Source organism: Acinetobacter sp. CIP 102529, from assembly GCF_000368325.1.
GTDB classification, from domain to species: domain Bacteria; phylum Pseudomonadota; class Gammaproteobacteria; order Pseudomonadales; family Moraxellaceae; genus Acinetobacter; species Acinetobacter parvus.
This window is the reverse complement of the sequence record NZ_KB849355.1, coordinates 432,145-457,331: the sequence shown is the minus strand read 5'-3', so window position 1 is coordinate 457,331 and position 25,187 is coordinate 432,145. Positions and strand designations below refer to the sequence as shown.

Sequence of the window (25,187 nt, the reverse complement as noted above, 5' to 3'; positions counted from 1 at the left end):
TATGCGCATGTTACATACGATGTTACGAGTAGGTAATTTAGAACAATCTTTAAAGTTCTACACTGAGGTACTTGGTATGAAATTACTACGTCAACGTGATTATGAAGAGGGGCGTTTCACCCTGGCTTTTGTGGGCTATGGTGATGAAGAAAATAACACTGTGCTTGAGCTGACTCATAACTGGGATACAGCAAGCTATGATTTAGGCAATGCTTATGGTCATATCGCGATTGGTGTTGATGATGCCTATAAGGCATGTGAGGAGATCAAGGCACGTGGTGGTAAGGTAGTGCGTGAGGCTGGCCCGATGAAAGGTGGGGTGACCGTGATCGCATTTGTTGAAGATCCAGATGGCTATAAAGTCGAGTTGATTCAGCAGGATTTAAACGCACGTAATAATTAGTATGGTGTATATTGAGTCATATAGGGTTGATTTTTATTAAGCCTTTTACTTAAAAACTGCAATATGATGTTTTTAATCTCATATTGCAGTTTTTTTATTTAATCAGCAAATTAAGTTATTTTGCTAGATATTTATATTCAACATTAACTTTTTGATTCGCTTTAGGAATAGCATTACCAAAGAAGACCACAGAAGTTCCAGTATTACTATAAATTAAATCGAAGCCATTTTGATTACTTACATCACGAGCAACATTCTGTCCTTCAACGGTGACTTTCACTGATGATGGAATTGGTGTTTGTGTAAGGGTAAAACTACTGGCTAGACCAGAAGCAGATTTAATAATCTCATCAAATACAACGGACCAACTTGCTGCATCTGTACAAATAGAAGCAGAGCTGCCGCCTGTCAAACGTGAGATTTCTTTAAAGTGTGCACCACCATAGGCACTACCACCTTGACCATCACAATAAAAATTTGGATCGTCTGGTTGGGTAGTGGTGAAGTCTGGTCTAAGTAAAGTTCCTGTACCTACAATGGAGAAGTAGGTTGCACCTGTTTTGACGAAATAGTCTTTATAATCATTAAAACTTCGTATTGTATAATTAGTAGATGATGTTCCATTTGGACGACTGATGTGGTTCTAGGATTTTAGACCACGTCTATAAGTGATAATCTACTCCCCAATAAGCATGGGAAATGCTTGTTTTTGGAGTCAACCATGACACGAAGAAAACGTCGTAATCATTCAGCAGAGTTTAAAGTTAAAGTTGCTCTCGCAGCAATTAAAGGCGACCACACACTCGCTGAACTTTCTACTCAATTCGATTTACATCAAAACCAAATCATCGATTGGAAAAATCAACTGCTTGAGCAATCAGTCAATATTTTTTCACGACCAACAGCACAACAAGAACCAGAGATTGACCTCAAAGCTCTACATGCCAAGATAGGGCATCAGGCATTGCAAATTGATTTTTTAGAAGGTGCGCTCAGAAAAATAGGGCAGCTGAGCGGCAAAAAATGATCGATAAGACCCATCAACTTTCGGTACGACAACAATCGCAATTGATTCAAATCAATCGCAGTACGTTGTATTACAAGCCCAAAGAGATTTCATCAACTGATTTGAGTTTGATGCGTCTGATCGATGAAATTCATCTCGACTACCCATTTATGGGCAGTCGAATGATACGAGATATGCTACAGCGTCAAGGGCATCAAATAGGTCGGCGTAAAGTCCGACGTTTAATGCGCTTGATGGGAATACATGCCTTGTATCCAAAACCCAATACCAGTAAGCCTAATCTTGCACACCGTATTTTCCCATATCTGTTGAAAAACATGGTCATCGATCACTCTAATCAAGTCTGGTGTACAGATATCACGTACATTCCTATGGCTAAAGGCTTTGTCTATTTGTGTGCAGTTATAGATTGGCATAGTCGTAAAGTACTGGCTCATCGTGTATCGATCAGTATGGAAACAGACTTTTGCATAGATGCGTTGCAAGAAGCAATTGTGAAATATGGTTGTCCTGAGGTGTTTAATACAGACCAAGGCAGTCAATTCACAAGCGAGGCATTTTTGAATGAGTTAAAATTGCGAAATATCCGTATCAGTATGGATGGGAAAGGACGGTGGAGAGATAATGTGATGATTGAGCGGTTATGGCGCAGCTTGAAGCATGAGGAAGTCTATTTGAAGGCTTACGATACGGTTAAACAAGCGAAACAATCAATTGCTGAATATTTGGATTTTTATAACACGATACGTCCTCATTCAAGTTTGAATAAGGCAACACCAAATGAATTTTATGATCAACATTTACTAAAAGTAATGGCAGCATGATTTAAATATTTAGAGCGGATTTATCACTTATAAAACTGAATTGAGTGGTCTAATTAACGGAACCACATCATAATAGAGCTGAAGTGTTATAAAAACGTTAGAATTTTTATACGGAACTTTATTAGACCTCTTGCGAAAGTATAGTTTTATCTAATTTTTTAATTGGCTAAAACCTCAAAAATATAGCTTTCGACTGCTTAAAATTTGACTAAAAAAGTATATTGTAATTAGTGAAAGAAATCAAATTATTTACAGGCTCGATTAGACCTCTTGCGAAAGTCGTTATTGCAAGTTCATCCGGTTTACCAGTGCAGCGATGAAGTTAATGCGTAAACCGAATCTTTTCCGTCTATTATAGCGTTCACTGAGTATTCTAAATCTTTTCAATGGACTATTAATGTTTTAATATCATGCTGACTGCCAGATGGTATATTTACTCCTATGATTTGTTTGCTCTTCGGATGATAGATCACTTGGGCTTTTAGCGTATGCTTTTTTTTTAACACTTTAGAACTTACTCTGATTTTTTTCGGGCGTTCTATTGAACATTCTGTCGCATCAATAATGAACCAGCTAAACTGTTCGTCTGCTGTTGTAATGCTTCGTTTTGGCGGGGTAAAACGCCTTGATTTCATTAATGCATCTTCAACCTTTTTAATAGTTCGATTCACATTACTTTCAGCGATATGGTAATTTGCCACCAATTCCAATTGAGTGTTATAATTTTGTAAGTAATTGAGTGTTAATAATAATTGATCCTCTATAGCTAAAGTATAAGGACGCCCTGATTTCTTTTTAAGTGATTCTGCATCTTTTAAAACTTCGACCATTTCACTGAAAACTGGTCGAGGTACGCCAACCAAGCGCTTGAATTCAGAATCTGAAAAACGGTTTAATTTCTGATATTTCATGAAATCTATATTGAGGCAGTTTTTACTTTCGCAAGAGGTTTATTATATTGTGTTGAATTAAAATGTTTTTTTATTTTATATACTTGTTGAATAAAAAAATATCTTAGATTCAGAATTTTTTTAGCAGTGAGCGTAATTATTATGTTGAAATTATTGGCATTGGATCGTTTTACAATATTATTAATTACAATGGTGATATTGGCGACCTTTATTCCAGTATCAGGTCAGCTTGCACATTATTTTAATATTCTCACAACTGTCGCAATTGCTATCCTGTTCTTTTTACATGGTGCAAAACTCTCACGTGAAGCAGTGGTTGAGGGGATGTTGCACTGGAAAATGCATGCCTTGGTATTTACCTTTACTTTTGTGATTTTCCCAGCCATTGGGTTACTGGCAAAACCCATTTTGGAACCTCTTTTAGGTCAGCAGTTGTATTGGGGTTTCCTGTTCATGTGCTTCCTGCCATCAACAGTACAGTCCTCCATTGCATTTACCTCAATGGCAAAGGGCAATGTTGCTGGGGCAGTGTGTAGCGCATCTTTTTCCAATATCATTGGCATGTTTATTACGCCAATTTTGGTCAGCTATTTTATTCTCGGGCAAAGCCAGCATGGTTTTGATCCAACCAAGTCGATTATTCAAATCATCTTATTGTTACTGGTTCCTTTTATTTTGGGGCAGTTATTACGTCCTTATATTTTCCCTTATATGCTCAAGCTGCCGAGTCTGGTAAAGGCTTTTGATCAGGGTTCGATCTTGATGGTGGTGTACGGTGCTTTCAGTAGTGCCGTAGTTGCTGGTTTATGGCATCAGGTGAGTGGCTTGACGCTGCTTTATTTAACGGTTGCATGTTCTGTTCTGCTGACTGTAGTGATGTTGCTTGCTTTATATCTGCCCAAATGGCTGGGCTTTAACCGTGCTGATCAAATCACCATTTTCTTTTGTAGTTCCAAGAAAACACTGGCCAGTGGTGTCCCAATGGCACAAATCCTGTTTATTGGGCAACCATTGGGGATGATTGTGTTGCCGATTATGATTTTCCACCAAATTCAGTTGATGGTGTGTGGGATAATCGCCAATCACTGGTCAAAATCAGGTCAGGAATAGTTCGCAAAATTGAATTTATTGGTGTATAATATTCGCCACTTGTTGGCTTTGCTCTGACCTGGAGTCTCGGTGAGTCAAAAGAAATGGTCTGTTGTGGTGTTGATCTGCGAGTGTGAAAACACTTAGCTTTCCTCATGTTGAGAGTGATCAATTGCGATAACAGCTTAAGCCTTTCTTGCTAAATAGGAGCATCGACCATGCGCGCCGATATTCACCCTAAATACCAAACATTAGTTGCTACCTGTTCATGTGGTAATGTGATCGAAACTCGTTCTGCGCTTGGTAAAGAAACAATTTACCTTGACGTATGTTCAGCTTGCCACCCATTCTATACTGGTAAACAAAAGAATGTGGACACTGGCGGCCGTATCGACAAATTCAAGCAACGTTTCTCTGGTATGTCGCGTTCTATCAAGCGTTAATATCAAGAAAACAAAAAACGGGCAATATGCCCGTTTTTTTATGATTATAATTTTTAGATATAGGGCGTATTGAATACGCCCTATGTGAATTTATTGGTCTTGCACGTCCGTTAAACGGTCCAGTTTCTTCTGGAAATAGTTACCCTGTAGGAAACGGGCCTCTACATTCCATGCATTGGCAAACTGGTTCATATCATTGAGTTCAGTCAGGAAAATCTCAACAGGTTTTTGGGCAATAAAGTGTAGAATCTTTTCCTGTAGTGCCGCCATCTGTTTTTCAGACCCCAGCATTTTTGCCAGCTTGCTATGGAAGCTGAGATATTGGGTATCAATCTGTTGAAGTATGCTGTCACTATACAATGAGTCGCCAAAACCACGGATGGAAATCTCTGCCCCATGTTGTCGCAGTAAGGCAATTTGTGGCTGTGCCTGAGACAGGTTCTGCTGTAGGGCCTGTTCTGAGAATTGCAGAATCAGTGGGTGAGCCTGTTTACTACCAACAATGGTGAGTAACTTGGCAACCAGCTCAGGTAGTTTCTTGTCATTCAACAAGATATGGTGATTGAGGTTTACGATCAATTTCGCTTTAGGATACTGGGTAATGAAGTTGTGCAACTGCTTGCATGCCTCAACCAGTATCCAGCGATCCAGTTGAACTGATAATTCAGGATCATCCTTTAAATCACCCAGATCAGCGATATCCTGCCATTGATTGTTATGGATAAAACCACCCGACACTTCATAAGTATGGGTATGTTGATCCTGCTTGTCATAAAGCTGCTGGTATTTCAGATGGATATCGCCTGCATCCAGTTTTTGCCTGAGTTCCTGTAACAGGCTTAGCTCTACATTGCTTGGAATCTGTTCGGTTGTTAAACCAATATCTGCATCAATTTTCGGGCTATCAATGGTTGGCAAACCAAGTGAGAATGCCTTGGTCAGGATCTGTTCAAAACTGGCTTCATCCGCAATTGGCTGGGCAAGCTCACTGTAGCCCAGTTTTAGGTGAAGAGGGAATGTATAATTCTCAGTTACCAGTAACTGTGGTTTTTGCAGGCTATTCAACCCAATCAGAAGTGAGTTGAGTACATGGGTTGATTCTGCCTGAAACAGCGCAACATAAAGCGCATGGTCCACCTGGCAGACAGGAACATTGACCTGCTCCTTGATAAAGCCTGCAATGTTGGAGAAATAGGTCTTGGTGGCACGCCAGTCAGTCTGGAATACTTCGTTTGGACAGCTGTTAAGGCTAAATAAAACCAGTGCATTGGCATTGGCTGGATGGTTTGCAAGCTGTCGGTTGATATGTTGCAGTGCACTATTCAAGCCTGAAATTTTTTCAGAAGAAGTAACGGCTGGTATTGTCGCTGAAGACTGAATTGTGGACTCACATTCGATGTTCAGCTGGATTTCATCCTCATTTCCTGAAGGAAGGAACTCAACCTGTAATGCACTATTTTTTACATTTGGGTTTTGGGTGCGAAGTTCAAATCGCCCTTGTTCGAACTGTCCCTGTGAAATTTTCTTAAAACGCAGTTTAAACTGACCTAGTTCTTCAGGCTGCAAAACGTCCAGAATGGGTAGGCCAATTAAATCGTCTGCATTGCTGAATCCAAAAAGCTGTGCATATTCGGTGTTGGCCGTAATATGAATGCCTTCCTGCAAAATTGCGACCGCTTTATGGGTTTCTGCAACCAGTGACTGCGCCTGAGTTTGAGCCGCTTCCAGTTCACTGAGCAGACGGTGTTCCGCCTGAACCAAGCGGCTATAGGACAGGGCCCGAATAATACTGATATAAAAATTTTCAGGTGATTTAAGATTTAGGACATCATAAATCCCTTTATGGATATACGTCTGATATTGATCAGCTTTGTAGTCATCTGGTTCAAGTAACAGTACAGGCAGGCTAGGCTGTGAGGATGCCTGAATCACTGAAAGAGTCTGTTCAATCTTTAGGTCGTACGCACGTCCAAAAATGACGATATCCCAGGGAAGATTCAGTTGCTTTTCAAATGTCTTGAGGTCATCAAGCAAGGTTGCCTTAACCTGATGCTCCTGATTGGCGAATAACTCCAGAATCTGGTTATAACGTAACTGGTTATCATCAATAATGAGTAAGCGGGTTTCAGTTCGTTTTAACTTTTTAGAGAGTAAAGAATTTCTCACTTCAATGCTTCCCATAAATCTTGATCATTGGTATCCATATTATTTTGTGCCATGAATTTATGAAGAATGGACTGTTCATCTTCATTTAGCAGTTCAAAATCAAATTGAACAAAACTCTGGGTAATTAGTTGTGCAGTCAATAGATACACTTTTACTTCCTCTTTCCCTAATCTCAAATGAACAGCTTGCTGTTCCCGAAAAATTTGTGAACCAGGTAAAATTAAAGTTGTTTTGGTTTCATCCAGATTCTGGTTTTTTAATAAAAGTGCTGGATGGTAGTTGCTGACATGCCGATCGGCCTGAATGCGTACAGCACATGGGAAAATTTCCTGAGCAAGAACCTCCAATCCCAGTTCCAGACTTTTCTCGGTTGACTGTTTAAGCCAGCGAATCACGCCGCCACGCCAGTGTCCATGTGAGGTCTCCTTGACCAGGATATATTCACCTGTTCTTAAGTTTTTAGGGGCTTCTGCTGACCATTTAATGCGGTAACCATTGACACTGATATCCAGTATGTCGGATTGGTAAACGACCTTGCTTTCACGGCTTAAGCGCTGGATGCTTGATTCCTCATTGTTTTCAGAAAGCTTTTTATCCCATGAGGACATAAATCTCGATTCGTTTTGTAAATTGAAGTGATGCTCCAGCAACAAGGTCTCATCAAAATTTTTGGCTTTAGATAGATAAAAGTGTGCGGTTAGCAAACCAAAACAGATATGCAACTGGGCAGAATATTCATAACGTTCATGATGGCGTTCTGCTGTGGTTCCAAGAATGGTCTGAACATGAAACTTGAGTGCAGGAGTCAGGTAAATTTTTTCATTCTTGGAAATATATTCAGCATTTTTATGCAAGGTTGCTGTGACATGGTCCAGCAGGGTATTGGTACTGATAAAAACATTGGGATTAAACCCTGAGCTTTGCTTTTTATTGTAGATGGGTGGGTGGTCTTTGCTGGTGTCCACCACATACTTGGTCAGGTCAGTCTCTTTAGACAGAATCTGAAGCATTTTTGCCCAGTCAAAACTACACTGGAACAATGCCTGAATTTCAGACTGGCGAATTTGATTGGTATTAAAAATATCCATCAAAATTAGTTGGGCATAGGCCTGGGAAATATTGCTGAGAGAGTTGGGTTTACTGCCCTGAATCTGTTCCAGATTGGTCTGGTGGTATTTATGGGTGAGTGCAGCCTCATAAAGTTGATGGGAAATCAGCCATTGTCCTGCAACAGGTTCACTATAGAGCATATGTTGCTGATAGAGAAGTTGGGTCAGTTGCTGCAATGCCTGAAAAGTTGCCAGTGTTCTGGCGGTTTGTAAGTTCTTTTTCTGGTTTAGTGCAAAGATTGAAAATTTCTGATTATCGAGCTGGTCACTGCTGCGACGCACAATATTGATGTAGATAGCCGCAAAATAACAGCGTAACAACATGGCCAGTTCAATAATGTGTTCATTTCGATCAGAACTAATCACACCTTGATTGAAAAAGTTTTTCTCTAAACTGCCTAGAACATTTTCAATTGTTGGATGTAATACTTGAACCAAGTCAAAACGTAAAGTTTCAGAGCACTCTAACTCACTGAGTTCTAATAATGCGGCAAATAGGGCTTTTGATGTATCACCCAATTGCATAATCGATAGATTAGAAATCCACTCATTTAAACTTTTGGTATTGGTATCACAAAAGCTGAGTTTGTCCCGTCTTAAGACAGTTGGAATTTGAAAAATATCCGAAAAAGCATTATTCATCATTGTGTTATCAATCTCAGAACGTTTGAACCCCAAAAAGCGGTGTTTTATTTTTTTCGCCCGCAATTTCCCTCACAAGTTTAGGCACTAAATAGCCTGGCAAACTTGCTAATACATCACTGTATATATGGTCTATCTCTGAAGACCTTAGATCAAAATGTTGAGCACCTTTTACTTTATCCAAAACATGTAAGTAATAAGGCATTACTCGTGCATCAAATAAACGGTTACTCAACTCAGTCAAAGTTTTTGCAGAATCATTCACACCTTTGAGCAAAACCGCCTGATTTAGCACGGTAATGTGATGTAATGATAACTGTAATAACTTAGAGCAGGTGAAATCATCAAGCTCAGCTGCGTGATTTGAGTGTACCACTACTATAATGCGTAGCCTACTGTTTTTTAATATAGAAATCAGCCCTTCATCGACGCGGTTTGGAATAACGATGGGAACACGTGAATGAATTCTCAGTATTTTAATCTGTGGGAGGGAGGCAAGACGTTCCAGCCAAAGTGAAATTTTTCGATTTGACAAAGTTAGGGGATCTCCGCCACTCAAAATCACTTCATTGATCAGCGGATTTTGCTCAATATATTGTTTGATATGTGGCCAGTCATCATTTTTAGGCAAATTTTCCTGATAGGGAAAGTGACGGCGAAAGCAGTAACGGCAGTGAATTGCACATGCACCTGTTAAGGTCAGTAAAAAACGGGACTGATATTTATGTAGAACGCCAGCCATCTGGTTGGCTGCCTCTTCACCCAGTGGATCGGTGACAAACTCAGGATGTTCCTCAAGTTCTAGATGATGGGGCAGGACTTGTAGCAACAGCGGATCAAGTGGATCGCCAATGCTCATTTTTTCGACGAATGCACGCGGGACACGCAATTTAAACTTTTCAGAGGCGAGGATTGCCCCTGATAATAGCTGATCGGTGGATAACTCAAGTAGATTTAACAGCTCCAGAGGATCAGTAATGAGGTCACTCAGTTGTGATTGCCAGTTTTGCTCTTGATGTAAATAGTTTATCATGCCATACGTTAAAAATAGTGTGAGGACTATGCCTGTACTTGTAGTCTAGCATTAATAGAGTTGAGTTTTAAGTTTGGAGTGCGCCTTTCATGGCCTATTATTCTACAAATGATTTTAAAGCAGGCCTCAAGGTTATGCTTGATGGCAACCCATGTTCAATCATGGAAAACGAATATGTAAAACCAGGTAAAGGTCAGGCGTTCAACCGTGTGAAACTGCGTAACCTGCGTTCTGGTAAGGTATTGGAAAAAACTTTCAAGTCAGGTGACTCTTTGGAAGCCGCTGATATTGTGGAAGTTGAAATGGATTACCTCTACAACGATGGCGAAATGTGGAACTTCATGGACCCTGTATCTTTCGAGCAAATCGCTGCTGACAAAACCGCAATGGGTGATGCTGCGAAATGGTTAAAAGACGATTCAAATGAAAAATGTACCATCATGCTGTTCAATGGCGTACCTTTAACTGTGAGTCCACCGAACTTTGTGGTATTGAAAATCGTTGAAACTGATCCAGGTGTACGTGGTGATACTTCTGGCGGTGGCGGTAAGCCAGCGAAACTTGAAACAGGTGCTGTGGTGCGTGTTCCATTGTTCGTACAGCAAGAGGAAAGTGTTCGTGTAGACACGCGTACAGGTGACTACCTAGAGCGTGCATAATCGTGAATGAGTAGCACTGCTACGTAAGATACACGATTCTCTAAGGGGTGATTAAACAATCATCCCTTTTTTATGCCAAAGTATTAGATAAATCATTTTTGATAAAAGATAAACTGACAAAGATATTTTTCTACAGAAAATAGAGAAAGCGAAATCAAAATAACCACAAATTATGTATTGGAGAGGTTTTGAATGGAGACAACACAAGCAAAATCAACACTCCCCTCAAAACTCCTATGGAGTTTGGTTGCCATAGTCGGGGCAATTTCATTTGGGATATTGGCGGTGAGTCGCGGTGAGCATGTCAATGCGGTTTGGCTTGTTCTTGCCGCAGTTTGTGTTTATAGCATTGCATATCGGTTCTACAGTTTATTTATTGCAACAAAAGTCTTTGAATTAAATCCTAAACGCTTAACACCAGCACATCGTTTGAATGATGGTCTGGATTATGTCCCGACCAATAAATATGTTTTATTTGGACATCACTTTGCAGCGATTGCGGGTGCAGGACCGTTGGTGGGACCAATTCTAGCAGCACAGATGGGTTATTTGCCTGGAACAATCTGGCTTTTGGTGGGTGTGGTGATTGCTGGTGCAGTGCAGGATTTTCTGGTTCTGTTTATTTCAACACGGCGTGATGGTCGTTCCTTGGGAGAAATGGCAAAGCAGGAACTCGGGACTTTTGCAGGTGTCATTGTTATGCTCGGTACATTGGGCGTGATGATCATTATCCTTGCGGTATTGGCTTTAGTTGTTGTAAAAGCCTTGGCACATAGTCCATGGGGTGTGTTTAGTATTGCCGCCACCATTCCAATCGCCCTGTTCATGGGTATTTATATGCGTTACCTACGCCCAGGGAAAATTGCTGAGGTTTCGATCATTGGCTTTGTGCTAATGATGGCGGCGATTGTCTTTGGTGGTGATGTAGCAAAAGACCCTTACTGGGGGCAATTGTTAACCTTAACTGGAACTCAACTGACTTGGGCACTGATCATTTATGGTTTTATTGCGTCAGTATTGCCTGTGTGGTTATTGTTAGCGCCTCGTGACTATCTATCCACCTTTCTTAAAATCGGTGTGATTGCAGGTCTGGCTGTTGGGATTATCTTTGCCATGCCTGACCTGAAAATGCCTGCGGTGACTCCTTTTATTGATGGTACGGGTCCTGTATTTGCAGGCAGTTTATTTCCTTTCCTATTTATTACCATTGCCTGTGGTGCGATTTCAGGTTTCCATGCACTGGTTTCTTCTGGAACAACCCCAAAACTGGTTGATAATGAAGTCAATATCCGCATGATCGGCTATGGTGGGATGTTGATGGAATCTGGCGTTGGGATAATGGCCATGATCTGTGCAACCGTGCTTGATCCTGGGGTTTATTTTGCGATTAATGCACCAGCAGCAGTTCTGGGCACAACCGTGGATACGGCTGCGGAAGCGGTGCGTAATCTAGGTTTTATCGTCACACCTGAAATGCTGACTGTGCTTGCTCAGGAAGTTGGTGAAAGTTCAATCCTTTCTCGTACTGGTGGAGCGCCAACTTTTGCGATTGGTATGGCTCATATCATCTCGGAAATTTTCAATAGCCGTTCCATGATGGCATTCTGGTATCACTTTGCCATTCTGTTTGAAGCCTTATTCATCCTCACTGCGGTAGATGCGGGAACACGTGCCTGTCGTTTCATGGTGCAAGATACGGTCGGTATCGTGGTGCCAGCGGTGAAACAATCCAGCTCATTCTTTGGAAATCTGGTCGGAACTTTTGTTGCGGTTGCAGGGTGGGGCTTCTTTGTTTATCAGGGCGTGGTTGATCCACTGGGTGGTATTAATTCTTTATGGCCATTATTTGGAATTGGAAATCAAATTCTTGCTTCAATGGCATTGATTTTGGGTACAGTCATTTTGTTCAAGATGAAAAAAGAGAAATATGTTTGGGTCACCATTGTCCCAACAATTTTCCTGTTCATTACTTCAATGACCGCGGGTTGGCAAAAGATTTTCCATGAAAATCCAAAGATTGGTTTCCTTGCACAAGCCAACCGTTTTTCTGACGCGATTGCACGTGGTGAGGTGCTTGCTCCAGCCAAAACTGTTGCTGAAATGCAGACCATTGTTATGTCCAATCAGATCAATGCCGCATTGTGTGGCTTCTTTATGATTGTGGCGATTGTGATGGTAATTGCCTCAATTGGAATTGTACGCCGTGCATTGCAAAGTTCTGTACCTACTGTCAATGAGGCACCCGCAGTTTATTCAGAAACACCGATGACCGCGAATAGCATCAAGGGAGAGTAGGCATGGATTTTAAGATTGCTCGGCAAGGAAGTGCTGTGATTGTGAAGATTATTAAATTCACCATCATGTCGCAAAAGCACTTGCTTTTATCTCCGAAGAATTGGTCTCGTATTGCAACTTTATGGCAAAACCTGCAAAAAAGTTTTCGTTTGATGGTAGGTGTGCCTGATTATGAAAACTACGTAAAGCATATGCAAGCGCATCATCCTGATTTAACGCCTATGGATGCCAAGACATTTTATCGGCATTGTATCGATGCGCGTTATCCGTCAGCAGGCGGTAATATGAAGAAATGTCCTTGCTAGAAATCTTTTGATTTCTTTGAAAAAAAGCAAAAACAGTGTATGTTGAATCATGCACTGTTTTAGGTTGGGGGATTGCGTTATGTGGGGCATGGAAAAAGCTTCGGTTCAAGAGAAAAAACAACAAAACCAAGAATTAGAACAAGATATTAAAAGCTTTAGCCAAAAGATCGATAAATTTTTAGTGGAAGTGAACCAGCTTATTCTGGATAAACCACAACAGACTAAACTTGCCCTGACCTGTTTATTGGCAGGTGGCCATGTATTGTTTGAAGACTTACCAGGATTAGGCAAAACGACTCTAGCCAGTGCCTTGGCTCGTCTAGCAGGGCTGCATTTCCAGCGTATTCAGTTTACCAATGACATGCTGGCAAGTGATGTCATCGGGATCAATATCTTTAATCAAAAAGAACATTTATTTGAGTTTAAGAAAGGTCCGATTTTTACCCAAATTTTGCTGGCTGATGAAATTAACCGTTGTAGCCCCAAAACACAGAGTGCCTTGCTTGAGGCAATGGAAGAGGCGGCAGTCACGGTGGATGGGATTCATTATGACTTACCGCAACCATTCTGGGTGTTGGCGACCCAAAATCCCCTGTTTCAAAGTGGAACGTATGCCTTGCCTGAGTCGCAGCTTGACCGTTTCTTGATGCGTTTATCGCTCGGTTATCCGTCTCGCCAAGCTGAAAAATTACTGTTACAACAAAGTTCACGTCAGGTTTTAATTCATCAATTAGAAGCAGTATTTACGCAAGTTGATATTTTGCAATTACGTGAATTAGCAAAACAGGTTTTTCTCAGTGATACGGTGCTAAATTATATTCTTGATTTAGCGGCTGAAACCCGTAAGCAACGGCATGGACTTTCTACCCGTGGCGTTTTAGCACTCAAGGCAGCAGCTCAGGCCTATGCACTGGTTGAGGGACGAAGCTTCGTCACCACCGATGATGTGCAAACGGTTTTTGTGGCGGTGGTTGCGCATCGTCTAAGTCTGGGAGAGGTTGAGGTGAAACAGCTTTTGCAGTCAGTTGAAGTCTTATAGTTGAGATTGACCTATGCAGAATGGACTTAGGCAGCGAGTACAGCATTGGATTGCAAAACGCTTTCAGGTGGATGGCAGTAAAACACTGTTGCAGAAAGATGTTTTGGTTTTCATTTATAAGCAGGGTTTCTTATATCTCATTTTGATCCTGATTACCTTTATTGCTGGGATTAACTATGCCAATAACCTGATTTTAGGATTCTGCTTTTTAATCAGTGCCATTTTATGTATTAGTTTTTACCTGACTTTCAAACAGTTGCACGGCTTACAAATTGAAGTTGTGCCGCCAGAAATTGGGCAGGTTGAACAGGCTTTAATGCTCAAGCTGCTGTTTAAACAGCCAGCAAATAACAGTCGATATCTGCGTGTGCAATGGCAACAACAGGAACAGATTTTTTTTCTTGAGCAGGCTCAACAAACTTTAGAATTACCAGTTATTCCGCAAAAACGGGGTATCTACGATGTAGACTCAGTAAAAATCTATTCCACCTATCCTTTAGGGCTGGTACGGGCTTGGACTTACCTATATCCCAAACAAAAAGTCTGGATTGCACCCAAAGCCTATGAGTGGCAGAAAGAACATAAGCAGCAAACTACAAATGCACATGATAGTCTGGATGAGTTTAAAGAGTTGAGAGCATTTCAGCAGGGTGATTCCTATCAAAATGTCGCATGGAAGCAGGTTGCGCGTGGGCAGGGATTTTTTATCAAGATGTTTGAAGCTCAGGCCAATCATCAACATCTGGAAATTGATTATCAACAGATTCCAGCACAGGGGCATGAAGAAAAGCTCAGTTTCATGATGGGCTTGATTGAGCAATGTGAACAGTTGGGTGATGACTACGCGGTGATTTTGCCACATGCGCGATTGGAAAGTGGACAAGGGCAATCACAGCTCATCAAGGCTAAACTTTTACTGGCGCAGGCTTAATGATGACCAAGCAAATCTATTTCTGTATTTTGGCTGCACTGGCATTTGTCTTGATGGGGCAAGTCGCCTTTATTCCAGTCACCCTAAGTGGATTATGGGGTGTGGTTTGGTTAACACTGGTCTGGCGATATAGAAAACAAAAAATTTCACCATTTCCACGCTTATTTTTAGTTTTTTTCTCTTTATTGTCTTTAGGTCTTATTTATTTAAATTATCAAACTTTACTGGGAGTAGAAGCAGGAGTCGCATTTTTAAGCACCTGTTTATTTGCCAAAAGTCTGGAGGCTAAAAATACCCGGGATCTGCTGATCGTGTTCAACTTTGCTTTATTCGTTAGTGCGAGCTTACTGTTGCACAGTCAGGCATTCTGGATGGCGGTACTTGTATTCGCATCATTTGTGATGTGCCTGATGGGATTGTATCGGATTCAGACCAGCTTATTTAACAACAACACCATATCTACCAATCAACTGAAACAGGACATTAAACAGATTTTTAAGTTTGTTGGTATTGCAACGCCGTTCTTTATTTTACTGTTTATCTTCTTCCCACGTCTGCCTCCTCTGTGGTCAATTCCAATTCAGAAAGATCAGGCAATCACAGGGATTAGTGACCGCATGTCACCTGGGGATATTGCGGAGCTTTCGCAGTCCTCGGCATTGGCTTTTCGTGTGGTCGCAAATATGTATCAGTTGCCAAGTCGCAATGAATTATATTGGCGTGCTTTGGTGCTGGATGAATATGATGGCACCACCTGGACCAGTAGTTTTTTTAATCAGCAAGTCAAAAATATACAGTCTACCTCCCATAGTGTGCCATACCAATATCTGCCTGCCGATGAACAGGCAAACTGGATTATGGGTTTGGAATATTCGATTCCTCAGGGACGTTATTTACAGCTTTATCAGGATGACAGTATTCGACCAACCCGATTGATTAAACGTAATCAACCCATTCAAATGCAATGGTTGGGGCGAACATCAACAGAAGCTGTTTATTTGTCACCACGTCAGCTTGAATTCAATATCAGGTTTAAAGAGGGCAGTGATAAAAAAGCCCAGCAATTGGCGCATGAACTGTTTGAGCAGAGCCAGCAGCAACCTGAAAAATACATTCAATCAGTGCTGTCTTGGTATCGTAAAAATGGCTTTGTCTATACCCTGACACCTGGCACTTTGGGTGGAGATCGCATCGATCAATTCCTGTTTTCAAGTCGAAAAGGTTTTTGTGAACATTATGCCTCCAGTTTTGTCATGCTGATGCGTTATGTTGGAATACCTGCACGCGTGGTGACAGGCTATCAGGGTGGGCAACTTGCACCTGATGGTCAAAGTTGGGAGGTTCGTCAACTGGATGCACATGCCTGGAGTGAGGTTTATCTCAATGGCAAGTGGAAAAGAATTGATCCGACTGCAATGATTGCCCCACAACGAATTGATACGGGGATGCAGGATTATCTGGCAGAAGATCAAACAGTTTGGGGCGATAATCAAACACAGGCTTGGCGTGTTCAGCAGTTTAAATTATTAAAAAATATGCGTATCTGGAGCGATTATTTAAGTTATCAATGGCAAAGCAAAGTCGTAGGATATGATGCCGAAAAACAGAAAAACTGGTTGGCTCGACTGGGGCTGGATTCAAGCTATGGCTATGCTGTGGTTCTCATTTTAGGAATCGGTGGTGTTTTAATGCTTTACGTTGGTTTCTATTGGTGGAAACAAAGCAGACGTCAACAGCAATATCAACGTATCATTTTTAAATTTCAAAAACAGTTACCGAAATATTTGCAAAAATATCCTGCTGAAACTTTCCATTGCTGGATCAAACGTTTGTCTTTACTTGTTGAGGATCAACAACCATTTGAAAAAGTAATTGTGTTATATCAAAAAATCGTGTTTTTAGAACAAAAGAATGGTTCCGATATTCATCAATTCACGAAGTTGCTTAAAGACTGCGCAATTGCACTCAAACAGTCCCAAAAAACTTGTGAACACGCTGAAAAATGAATATTATACTTCTCATTCTAGGTGTATAGCTCAGTTGGTTAGAGCGCTACGTTGACATCGTAGAGGTCAGCAGTTCGAGTCTGCTTATACCTACCAAAATTTTATACTTAATTATCAAATAGTTAAGTCGCTAAAATTAAGGTAATTTAAGAGTTTTTAATGCTAAATTGGTCAGCTTGATGGTTTAAAATCGTCAAAATCTGCGTCAAAAACACCTTATTATTTCCGTTTTAGCACCAAAACGCCCCCAAGTTTACACTTGGGTTTTGTGTCTGGTGCTGCTACGACACCAAGGTGGATTTATGCAAAAACCAGTGAAGCGCGGCAATGCTTGGCGTATTCAAGTACGCTATAAAAATCTTAGAGACAGTGTCACACGTGATACTGCACGAGAGTGTGAACAATGGGCTGCTATTCGTTTACTTGAAATGAAAGCTGAGTATGATCCTAAAAAAACTCAGATGCAAAAACCATATTTTTCATTCTTTATCCTTTGTCAAAAATATTATGATGAAGTTGGATATAAGAAAAGAGGTAAATCCTTCATAAAACAACAAATAAAAAGAGAAACATTTAAAAATTATTTTGGTGAACTTGCTGAAAAGTCAATTTATGAAATTAAACCTATTGACATAAAAAATTGGCGAGATAAACGTTTAGAGAAAGTCGCACCTGGGACAGTACATAGACAAATGTGTTTATACACATCAGTTTTTAATTATGCCAAAAATGAACTTTTCTTGATTGAAGACAATCCATTCGCACAGGTCACTAAGCCAACTAAACCTCCCGCACGCAATCGACTAATAAGTCATAGTGAAATTGAAATCATACTTAAGGCGCTTAATTATACAATTGGAACAAGGCCCCAAACACCAAGACAGTATGTTGCATGGACTTTTCTTTTTGCGATTGAAACTGCTATGAGAAAAGGGGAGATTCTAGGGATAACGTGTAACAATATCTATCCTGATTACATACATTTGCCAATCACAAAAAATGGTGATGCTCGTGATGTTCCCTTATCTAAAGAAGCACGTGATCTTCTCAATCTAATTCCCCATACAGATCGAGTAAAATTGATTCCACACAATTCCAATTCATTTCGATTAATCTGGCAAAGGGCAATTGGAAAAACTGAATTGAATAATATAGTTCACTTTCATGATACACGGCATGAAGCTATTACTCGACTTGTGAACAAGCGTAAACTACCAGTTGAGATACTTGCTAAAGTGACAGGGCATCGAGATATTAAAACTCTGATAAATACTTATTATAATCCGAATGCTTCAGACATTGCTAAAATGATGAATGCTTCATAAGTAATTGAGGGAGCAATTGCTCCCTATTTTTTTCTGTTTGCACCACGCCTGTTTGTTACCTTGAGATTCTCTAAAACTGGTATAACTTCATTTGGATCATAAAGATGCTTGTTATCAGTACCTCTATTAAAAATTCTCAATTTTTCAATAAGTGCTTTGCGCGAGATACTGAATCGTTCTTGTAACCAAGCAGCGTCTACACGATTAGGCAACTGTTCTGTTTTAAGTTCAATGACTTTTCCAATTTTGGGAATAGTCTCATTTAGAAAAACTTGTGGAGGTTGATCGGATTCAACTACCATGAAATATTTGTTTATAATTCCCATATTATGTCCAATTAAAAAATAGATTTAAAAATAATTGCAGAGGGTCAGCAATACAATTACTTATAAAATATAATTTAACAAATTAATTAAAAAAAAGATGAGATATGTTTAAAAAAACAAAAAAAAGACTTATTTTTTTATTATGTCAGTAAATAATCTTTTGTTAGTTTTAGGTAATAACAACGTTGACTGCTTATCTCATTTAAAATAAATGAGATAAACGTATACTGCTTTATCTTTTAATCTATATTTCTATTTAAAAGGATTTTTAGGATCAGATAAAATCGCGTTTTTCTTGTCGTTAAAGCTTCTACCTTGCTCTGAAAATTTAAATTCTTTGATTTCTGATTCTAAAAACAGCTCTTTTCTAAAATAATTTTTTATTTGATAAAGCTCTATCATTTTAAGTGTATTCTCAAGATAATTCATTTCAATATTTTGTGATTTAAAAAATGATATAAGCACACTTCCAAGAAAAAATTTCTCATGATTCTCTTGCTTTCGATCTTTTATCTTTTGTTTTACTTGTCTATAAGAACTATGAAATGAATTTTTGATTTCATCATGTGCTTTTTGTTTTATTAAATCAGGAACTCTTCGATTGTAGTTTTTTAGCATCCTTAAGGCTATTTTTAATCTTTCATCAGTCTGAGAGAAATGGTCTTCATATCCACTAAAATCAACAATGTCTTTTTCAATATCAGAGCGATCACTTTTTTTGATTGAGCAGATAGTGTCCATTACTTCTTCTAATCTATTTAATTCTAAAACTTTATGATATTTATTCCTCAAATTTTTAATGTCTTCTTCTGTAAATTGATTTGCAGTTTTTGATCGAATCAATTGTAGTATTAACTCATCTGAATGAGTGCGTCTTGCTATCTGTTTTAAGTGCTTTTCAACACTTAAAATCATTTCATCTACTGTTAATCTAGTTCTAGCCATTTTTAAACCATCTGCATTTAAGAAAATGTTGGTATATCACAGAGTCTTAAAAAAAATCGTCATATGTTGTGTTTTTCAAAAAAAACTACTCTTCTGTTAGTTTTAACTGTTAATTTATGGCTGTTAATGGTGGGGCAGATAAAAAATCTTTTTTGCGAATGCAAAAAAGATTTTTTATATCTCGTTTCCGTGTCTTTTAAATTTCGCTTCGCTCGCTTTAAAAGACACTTCTCCTCGTGCTGCGCAGCACTTTTAGTTTTAAGCAATTGATTATTATATAATTTATGCGTTACTCATGTTTTAGATTTACTGTTTCTACATATAAAAAACACACAACTAAATTATTGTTTTTATTATATAAATTGAAACTATGGGAGTGGTATTGCTCATGCGTTTTAATTGAAAAAATATTTTTTTTCATTTTTCTTCACGAAACGAATCATGAATTTTTAAAATTTTGTAGGATCCGATATTCCAATTAAATTAATATCGGAAGTAAAAATGTATTATTTTCATTTAAGTCATAACGTTAAAGGTGATAGTCAAATAAAATTGAGTGATGGTGATTCAAAGTATCGACTCTCAAAAAGTGCATATCACTATATTACGCGTACTTTATATTTTTCAAAGCATAAAAGTGACATTGAAGAGCTTGAATATTGTGCATCTTATAATATGCCGATTTGGTCTGAAAATAATCCTGAAAATTTTTGGTATGCAGCAGATCAATATACAAGTGAGACTAGACGAACCTCATCACATATTACAATCGCTTTGCCAAAAGAACTGGATAGAAATAAATGTATCGAATTATCTGAGAGACTGATGTATGAGTTCTGTGGTCAATATAAAATGCCATCAACAATCGCAATTCATAATCATGTGGCTGCGCTCGATGAGCAGTCAGAACAGCCACATTTACATTTATTATTTTCAGAAAAAAATATGTTGGATAATATTCAACGTTCCCCAGAGCAATTCTTTAAGCAATATCGTCAAAAAAATCCTGAAAAAGGAGGCGCATTAAAAATTACTGCGGATGTGCTTGGATTTGGTCGTAATATATTATTTCACTACCGAACACAAACTGAAAAAATAATAAATGAATTTTTAGAAAAATATGCACCCACAAAAATTATAGAAATTCATGGTATGGAAATCGAAGTGAGCAGTGCAGTATCGTGCTTATCTAATGAAGATTATAATAAAAAACATGGAACCAATTTAAAAACAGTCCCACAAATTCCAAGGTCATTACTCTATAGCACTGATCCTGAAGATCAAAACAAGGTAGCAGAATATAGAAAGAACATTCGGGAAATTCGTCAAAATAATCTGTATGAACTTTATAAAAAAGAGTATGAGCTAGCGTTGGCTAAAAAACGTGAACAGGAAAACCAGAATAAGCCACAACTTGATCAATCTAAAAAATTTGATTTTGACTTCTAACTGAAGTTACGCAGCCCTTTAAAAAAGCGCTATCATAACAAAAAAAGTAGTCAGCGAGAGTAAACAAATGAACAAAGACATGATAGAACTCTACAGCGACTACCTCATCGCAAGTTTTGGGCAAACCACCGCCACAGGACTTGCCAATCTACTACAAGGGAGCATCTACCATGACAGCATCACCCGCTTTCTAAACAGTGAAACACTCACCGCCAAAGAACAATGGCAACTGATTAAACCCATGCTAAGACAGCATGAAAATGCCACACCCAATGCCATCGGCTATCTCATCTTTGATGACACCATACAGCCCAAACCGCACACAAGCGTCGACGACATCAACTGCTGGCACTACGACCACACCCAAAACAAAAATGTCAAAGGCATTAACCTGCTTAACTGTCTGTATCATCGCAAAGATATCGACATACCCTTAAGCTTTGACATCATCACCAAACCCAATGTCTTTACCGATGACAAAGGCAAGGTTAAACGTAAAAGTGATAAAACCAAAAATCAGCGACTGCTTGATATGTTTGATAGGGCAATCAAAAACCAAGTCAAATTCGACTATGTATTAGCCGATTCTTGGTTTTCAGCCAAAGCAACATTCAAACATATTCGTAAAGCTAACAAGCATTTCATCTTTGCGTTAAAGTCAAATCGCTTGGTGGCTTTAACCCCGGATGATAGAGAAAAAGGTAACTTTGTACGTATTGATGAATCTAATCTACCCGATAATACCCCTGTTCACGGCTTTTTAAATGACTATCATGATGAAGTCTTGTTATTACGCCGAGTCTTTACAAACAAGGACGGTTCTACAGGGGTGTTATATCTAGTATGCTCAGATTTGCAATGCGACAAGGATAAATTTATCAACGGCTATCAAAAACGATGGCAGGTTGAAGTGTATCATAAGTCGTTAAAGCAAAATGCCAATTTGGGTAAGTCGCCTGCTCATAGCCAAAGGGCTCGGTTTAATCATATGTTTTAAGCCACGTATGCGGTGTTTAAGCTTGAGTGTTTGAAGATCAAAACCAAGTTAAATCATTTCGCTTTGCGTACGAAGTTACTAATTTCCGCTAATCAGTCGGCTTTTGCCCAGCTTAAGGCTATTAGCGGTGCGTAACTTCAGTGATAAATAAAATTTAATCAACAATAAAATGCTTACGGAAAACCCAACTCATGAGTAGTGAACCAACAACCCAGAATGATGCGCCAGCTGATGACAGCGATAATAAACCCACACAGGCGCCTGAAAAGATTATCAACCCTAGGGCGCTTACCTTAATTATCATGTTGGTGGTGTTTTGCTCGGTGTTGGGGTGATTTTATGGGCATGGCATTTGGGTCCGTTTAATACGCCACTGCAACAAACCGAAAACAGTTATGTCAAAGGCAATATCACCCTATTGTCGGCACAAATTAATGGTTATATCGAAAAAGTCTACGTCACCGATTTTGAGGACGTCAAACAAGGTCAGCCGTTAGTTAAAGTCAGCAGTGCTAACTACTCACAGCAAGTAGTACAAGCGCAATCAGGGCTGGAACAAGCGACCACCAATTTAGCCAACCAGCAACAAATCATCGAGCAGCGCAAAGCCGATGTCAAAGCCGCGCAGGCAAAAGTAGCACAAGTTAAAACCCAGCTAGCATTGTCTATCCAACAGCTTAAACGACTTGAATCCTTGGTCGGTGTTGGCGCCGTGTCACAAAATGAAGTCGATACTGCCAAAGCGGCAGTTAAAAACAATGAAGCACTGTTGAGCCAAGCAATCGCCAGTGTCAATGTCGCCCGCGAAGGTCAAAAGACCGCGGAAGTGGCAAAAATTGGTTTGGTGGCACAGATTAAAAGCGCCAATGCACAGCTAAATCAAGCCAATACCAACCAAGAGTATGGCTTAATCACCGCCCCGACCTCAGGTAAATTAGGGCAAATCAATATCCGTACCGGTCAGTTGGTGACACAAGGCACGCAGTTGGTTTACCTCATTCCAAAATCGATGTGGGTCATTGCCAATTTTAAAGAAACCCAAATTGATAAAATGAAAATCGGGCAAAAAGCGTGGTTTACTGTCGATGCCCTAGGCAAACAAAAATTTACGGGGGTAGTCAAAAGCATCTCCCCCGCAACAGGGTCAGAATTTAGTGTCATTAAAACCGACAATGCCACCGGTAATTTTACCAAAGTGGTACAGCGCATTTCTGTACGCATCGACATCGATGGCAACCAAAGTCGTCTGAATGAATTGATGCCAGGCATGTCGGTAGTGGCAACGGTAGATACGTCAAGTTAGCAAATTCACCCTTTTTTATTCTCCTCTGCCAAACGCAGTTTAGTCAGATAAGCTTAAAAAATCTTTCGCTAAATAAGCTGGGTTAGGATATTGATAGAACCCCTCACCCGTGGCTTCACCCAGTTTGTTGGTATCGACCAGTTCTGCTTTAAGCTTTTCAGCGGGCTGCTGCAAAGAAGGGTCCGTTTTTGCCAGTTCATTAAAGATGTTGTAGTTGGTTCTCATGCCATTTTTATCCAAAATCGCCATCGGTCCAAAGGGTGAACCCGTGGCTATCATCCACGTTTTATCAATGGTAGCGGCATCAGCAACGCCGTTTGCCCACAGTTTTAACCCCGCTACCAATAACGGAATCAATAAGCTATCAAGCACATAGCCCGATTGTTCTTTTTTCACCGCTATCGGTAACATGGCAATGGCTTTGGCAAATTCGATGACGTCAGCATAGACTTGTGGGTCGCAGCTTGGGGCCGCCATCAACTCCACCGTATTACGGATATGGATATGATTGGCAAAATGCAGCATCAAGAATTTTTCTGGACGGTTAGTAAAGGTCGATAACACGCTTGGCAATAGCGTCGATGAGTTACTGGCAAACACGGTTTTGGCAGGGGCGGCAGCTGAGGCTTTTTGATAAAAATCTTGTTTGATATCTAAGCTTTCTGGCACCGCTTCAATCAATAGGTCTGCATCTTTTAACGCCTCATTCAAGTCCGTGGTATAAGCTAAATTTTTGCTAGCTGCTGCCACTTGGGCATCGGTTTCACCTAGGTCATGCTGATGCTGATTGGCAAGGTCGGTAAAGCGGGTTTTCGCCTTAGCAATCGCGTCATCGTTAATATCATAAATAGTCACATTAAACCCATGAAACGCACATTGCACCGCAATTTGGTTGCCCAATACGCCACTACCTGCCACGGTAATATTTTTATAGGGTACTTTGGATAAATCCGCTTTGGGTGGTTTTAAAAAGTCAGGATTTTTAAAGGCGGGATTGGGGTATTGATAAAATCCTTCGCCCGTTGGCACGCCCAGTTTATTTTTCTCGATGTACTCTTTTTTGAGCATATCAACGACCGCTTGGTCTTGTTGTTTGCCCTTAGCCACAGCGAGCTTGTAAATATTGTAAGGGGTAGTCAGCCCCAGCATATCATAAAAAGCAAATGGTCCCATCGGCGAGCCTGTGCCAAGCATCCAAGTTTTGTCGATGGTTTGAATGTCAGCAATGCCTTGGATATACAGCTGCATCCCTGCATTTAACCAAGGATTGAGTAGTGAATTTAGTACATAGCCCGAGGTTTCTTTGTTGACGATAATAGGCACCATGCCGATTTGTTTGGCAAACGCGGTCACCGCATCAAATACATTAGGGTCAGTATCGGCATGCGACATAATTTCGGCAAGATTGCGCTTCCAAATCTCATTGGCAAAATGCATCATCAAAAACTTAGCAGGACGGTCGGTAAATTTGACCAAATCACTGGGCAACATGGTAGATGAGTTACTGACAAATACGGTTTTTTCGGGTGCGGCTGCTGAGGCTTTTTGATAAAAATCTTTTTTGATGGCGACATCTTCAGGCACTGCTTCAATCAACAAGTCTGCGTCTTTTAAGGCGGCGCTTAAGTCTGAGCTATAGCGCAAGTTTTGTTCAGCCTGTTTGGCTTGTTCGCTTGTTTCACCCAAATCATCCTGATGACGTTTGGCGATATCGGCAAATTTGGTTTTGGCTTTATTGAGCACCTCATCATTGATATCATACACAACGACTTTAAAACCATGAAACGCCGCTTGTACGGCGATTTGATAGCCCAAAACACCACTGCCTGCGACTGTGATATGGGTAAAATTAACAAGAGGATTCGACTCTGACATACAATACTCCTAGATTGATTGGCAAATACGCAACTTTATTTTTGGTATTATCGTATTTGCTAATCACTATGTTTAATAGCTTAAG

Annotated in this window: 20 protein-coding genes, 1 tRNA gene and 2 pseudogenes; 15 read left to right on the top strand and 8 right to left on the bottom strand. The window is 39.9% G+C overall.

The genetic code is table 11. The features are described from left to right. Position 1: 1 nt before the first annotated feature. Positions 2-403, top strand: a complete 402-nt coding sequence (gene gloA / locus F972_RS07250) for a lactoylglutathione lyase (RefSeq protein WP_004682169.1) — start codon at positions 2-4, stop codon at positions 401-403. Positions 404-518: 115 nt separating this feature from the next. On the opposite strand, the gene F972_RS07245 is transcribed toward gloA, so the two are convergent. Then, the gene (locus F972_RS07245; protein WP_004682167.1) at positions 519-815 is read right to left on the bottom strand and encodes a hypothetical protein; all 297 of its coding nucleotides are present in this window, start codon (positions 813-815) and stop codon (positions 519-521) included. Positions 816-1,124: 309 nt separating this feature from the next. Here F972_RS07245 and F972_RS15295 point away from each other — a divergent pair. Then, positions 1,125-2,254 (top strand): IS3 family transposase gene (locus F972_RS15295; RefSeq protein WP_155756559.1). Its coding sequence is split into 2 segments (ribosomal slippage): positions 1,125-1,377 and positions 1,377-2,254, totalling 1,131 coding nucleotides; the frame shifts between segments, so codons are not numbered across the junction. 282 nt (positions 2,255-2,536) lie between these two features. Here the strand turns inward: F972_RS15295 and F972_RS15290 are convergent. After that, positions 2,537-3,165 (bottom strand): annotated as a pseudogene (locus tag F972_RS15290) (transposase family protein). Between the two features lie 135 nt (positions 3,166-3,300). Here F972_RS15290 and F972_RS07225 point away from each other — a divergent pair. Both F972_RS07225 and rpmE read left to right on the top strand, forming a co-directional pair. Continuing rightward, on the top strand, positions 3,301-4,275 hold the full coding sequence (locus F972_RS07225; RefSeq protein ID WP_171062631.1) for a bile acid:sodium symporter family protein: 975 nt from the start codon (positions 3,301-3,303) through the stop codon (positions 4,273-4,275). 197 nt (positions 4,276-4,472) lie between these two features. After that, a complete protein-coding gene (gene rpmE / locus F972_RS07220; RefSeq protein ID WP_004679402.1) occupies positions 4,473-4,697 on the top strand; it encodes a 50S ribosomal protein L31 in 225 nt (74 codons plus the stop codon). 90 nt (positions 4,698-4,787) lie between these two features. On the opposite strand, the gene F972_RS07215 is transcribed toward rpmE, so the two are convergent. From F972_RS07215 to epmB, 3 genes are read right to left on the bottom strand one after another with little or no spacing between them, the layout of a single operon-like run. Beyond that, complete coding sequence (locus F972_RS07215) at positions 4,788-6,878, bottom strand: EAL domain-containing protein (RefSeq protein ID WP_004769378.1); 2,091 nt, start codon at positions 6,876-6,878, stop codon at positions 4,788-4,790. After that, positions 6,860-8,617, bottom strand: coding sequence for a hypothetical protein (locus F972_RS07210; protein ID WP_034428222.1), 1,758 nt, complete (start codon positions 8,615-8,617; stop codon positions 6,860-6,862). Before F972_RS07210 ends, F972_RS07215 begins: the two co-directional genes overlap by 19 nt. A 13-nt stretch (positions 8,618-8,630) precedes the next feature. Continuing rightward, positions 8,631-9,647 (bottom strand): EF-P beta-lysylation protein EpmB, encoded by a 1,017-nt coding sequence (gene epmB, locus F972_RS07205; RefSeq protein ID WP_004682155.1) that lies wholly within the window; start codon positions 9,645-9,647, stop codon positions 8,631-8,633. A gap of 89 nt (positions 9,648-9,736) precedes the next feature. On the opposite strand from epmB, the gene efp reads away from it, so the two are divergent. From efp to F972_RS07165, 8 genes are all read left to right on the top strand, one after another. Beyond that, on the top strand, positions 9,737-10,306 hold the full coding sequence (gene efp, locus F972_RS07200; protein WP_004652839.1) for an elongation factor P: 570 nt from the start codon (positions 9,737-9,739) through the stop codon (positions 10,304-10,306). 192 nt (positions 10,307-10,498) lie between these two features. Then, positions 10,499-12,601, top strand: a complete 2,103-nt coding sequence (locus F972_RS07195; protein WP_004769375.1) for a carbon starvation CstA family protein — start codon at positions 10,499-10,501, stop codon at positions 12,599-12,601. Positions 12,602-12,603: 2 nt separating this feature from the next. Next, entirely contained in the window at positions 12,604-12,906 is a 303-nt protein-coding gene (locus tag F972_RS07190) for a YbdD/YjiX family protein (RefSeq protein WP_004682151.1), read from the top strand. Positions 12,907-12,985: 79 nt separating this feature from the next. Beyond that, complete coding sequence (locus F972_RS07185; RefSeq protein ID WP_004682149.1) at positions 12,986-13,945, top strand: AAA family ATPase; 960 nt, start codon at positions 12,986-12,988, stop codon at positions 13,943-13,945. 13 nt (positions 13,946-13,958) lie between these two features. Next, positions 13,959-14,876, top strand: a complete 918-nt coding sequence (locus F972_RS07180; RefSeq protein ID WP_004682147.1) for a DUF58 domain-containing protein — start codon at positions 13,959-13,961, stop codon at positions 14,874-14,876. A 2-nt stretch (positions 14,877-14,878) separates the two neighbouring features. Next, positions 14,879-16,882: a transglutaminase TgpA family protein gene (locus tag F972_RS07175; protein WP_004769373.1), complete on the top strand. Its 2,004-nt coding sequence runs from the start codon at positions 14,879-14,881 to the stop codon at positions 16,880-16,882. A gap of 19 nt (positions 16,883-16,901) precedes the next feature. Then, a tRNA-Val gene (locus F972_RS07170) sits at positions 16,902-16,978 on the top strand. 206 nt (positions 16,979-17,184) lie between these two features. Further along, on the top strand, positions 17,185-18,207 hold the full coding sequence (locus F972_RS07165) for a tyrosine-type recombinase/integrase (RefSeq protein ID WP_004682144.1): 1,023 nt from the start codon (positions 17,185-17,187) through the stop codon (positions 18,205-18,207). Positions 18,208-18,230: 23 nt separating this feature from the next. On the opposite strand, the gene F972_RS07160 is transcribed toward F972_RS07165, so the two are convergent. After that, on the bottom strand, positions 18,231-18,533 hold the full coding sequence (locus F972_RS07160; protein ID WP_004682142.1) for a hypothetical protein: 303 nt from the start codon (positions 18,531-18,533) through the stop codon (positions 18,231-18,233). Between the two features lie 252 nt (positions 18,534-18,785). Then, a complete protein-coding gene (locus tag F972_RS07155; protein ID WP_004682141.1) occupies positions 18,786-19,478 on the bottom strand; it encodes a hypothetical protein in 693 nt (230 codons plus the stop codon). Positions 19,479-19,979: 501 nt separating this feature from the next. On the opposite strand from F972_RS07155, the gene F972_RS07150 reads away from it, so the two are divergent. The 3 genes and pseudogenes from F972_RS07150 (at position 19,980) to F972_RS07140 (ending at position 23,227) form a co-directional block, all read left to right on the top strand. Then, positions 19,980-20,927 (top strand): MobA/MobL family protein, encoded by a 948-nt coding sequence (locus tag F972_RS07150; protein WP_004682139.1) that lies wholly within the window; start codon positions 19,980-19,982, stop codon positions 20,925-20,927. Between the two features lie 67 nt (positions 20,928-20,994). Continuing rightward, complete coding sequence (locus F972_RS07145; RefSeq protein ID WP_004682137.1) at positions 20,995-21,924, top strand: IS701 family transposase; 930 nt, start codon at positions 20,995-20,997, stop codon at positions 21,922-21,924. A gap of 191 nt (positions 21,925-22,115) precedes the next feature. Beyond that, positions 22,116-23,227: pseudogene (locus F972_RS07140) on the top strand (HlyD family secretion protein). A 39-nt stretch (positions 23,228-23,266) separates the two neighbouring features. Here the strand turns inward: F972_RS07140 and F972_RS07135 are convergent. Continuing rightward, positions 23,267-25,102, bottom strand: coding sequence for a 3-hydroxyacyl-CoA dehydrogenase (locus tag F972_RS07135; protein ID WP_004682132.1), 1,836 nt, complete (start codon positions 25,100-25,102; stop codon positions 23,267-23,269). Positions 25,103-25,187 lie beyond the last annotated feature (85 nt).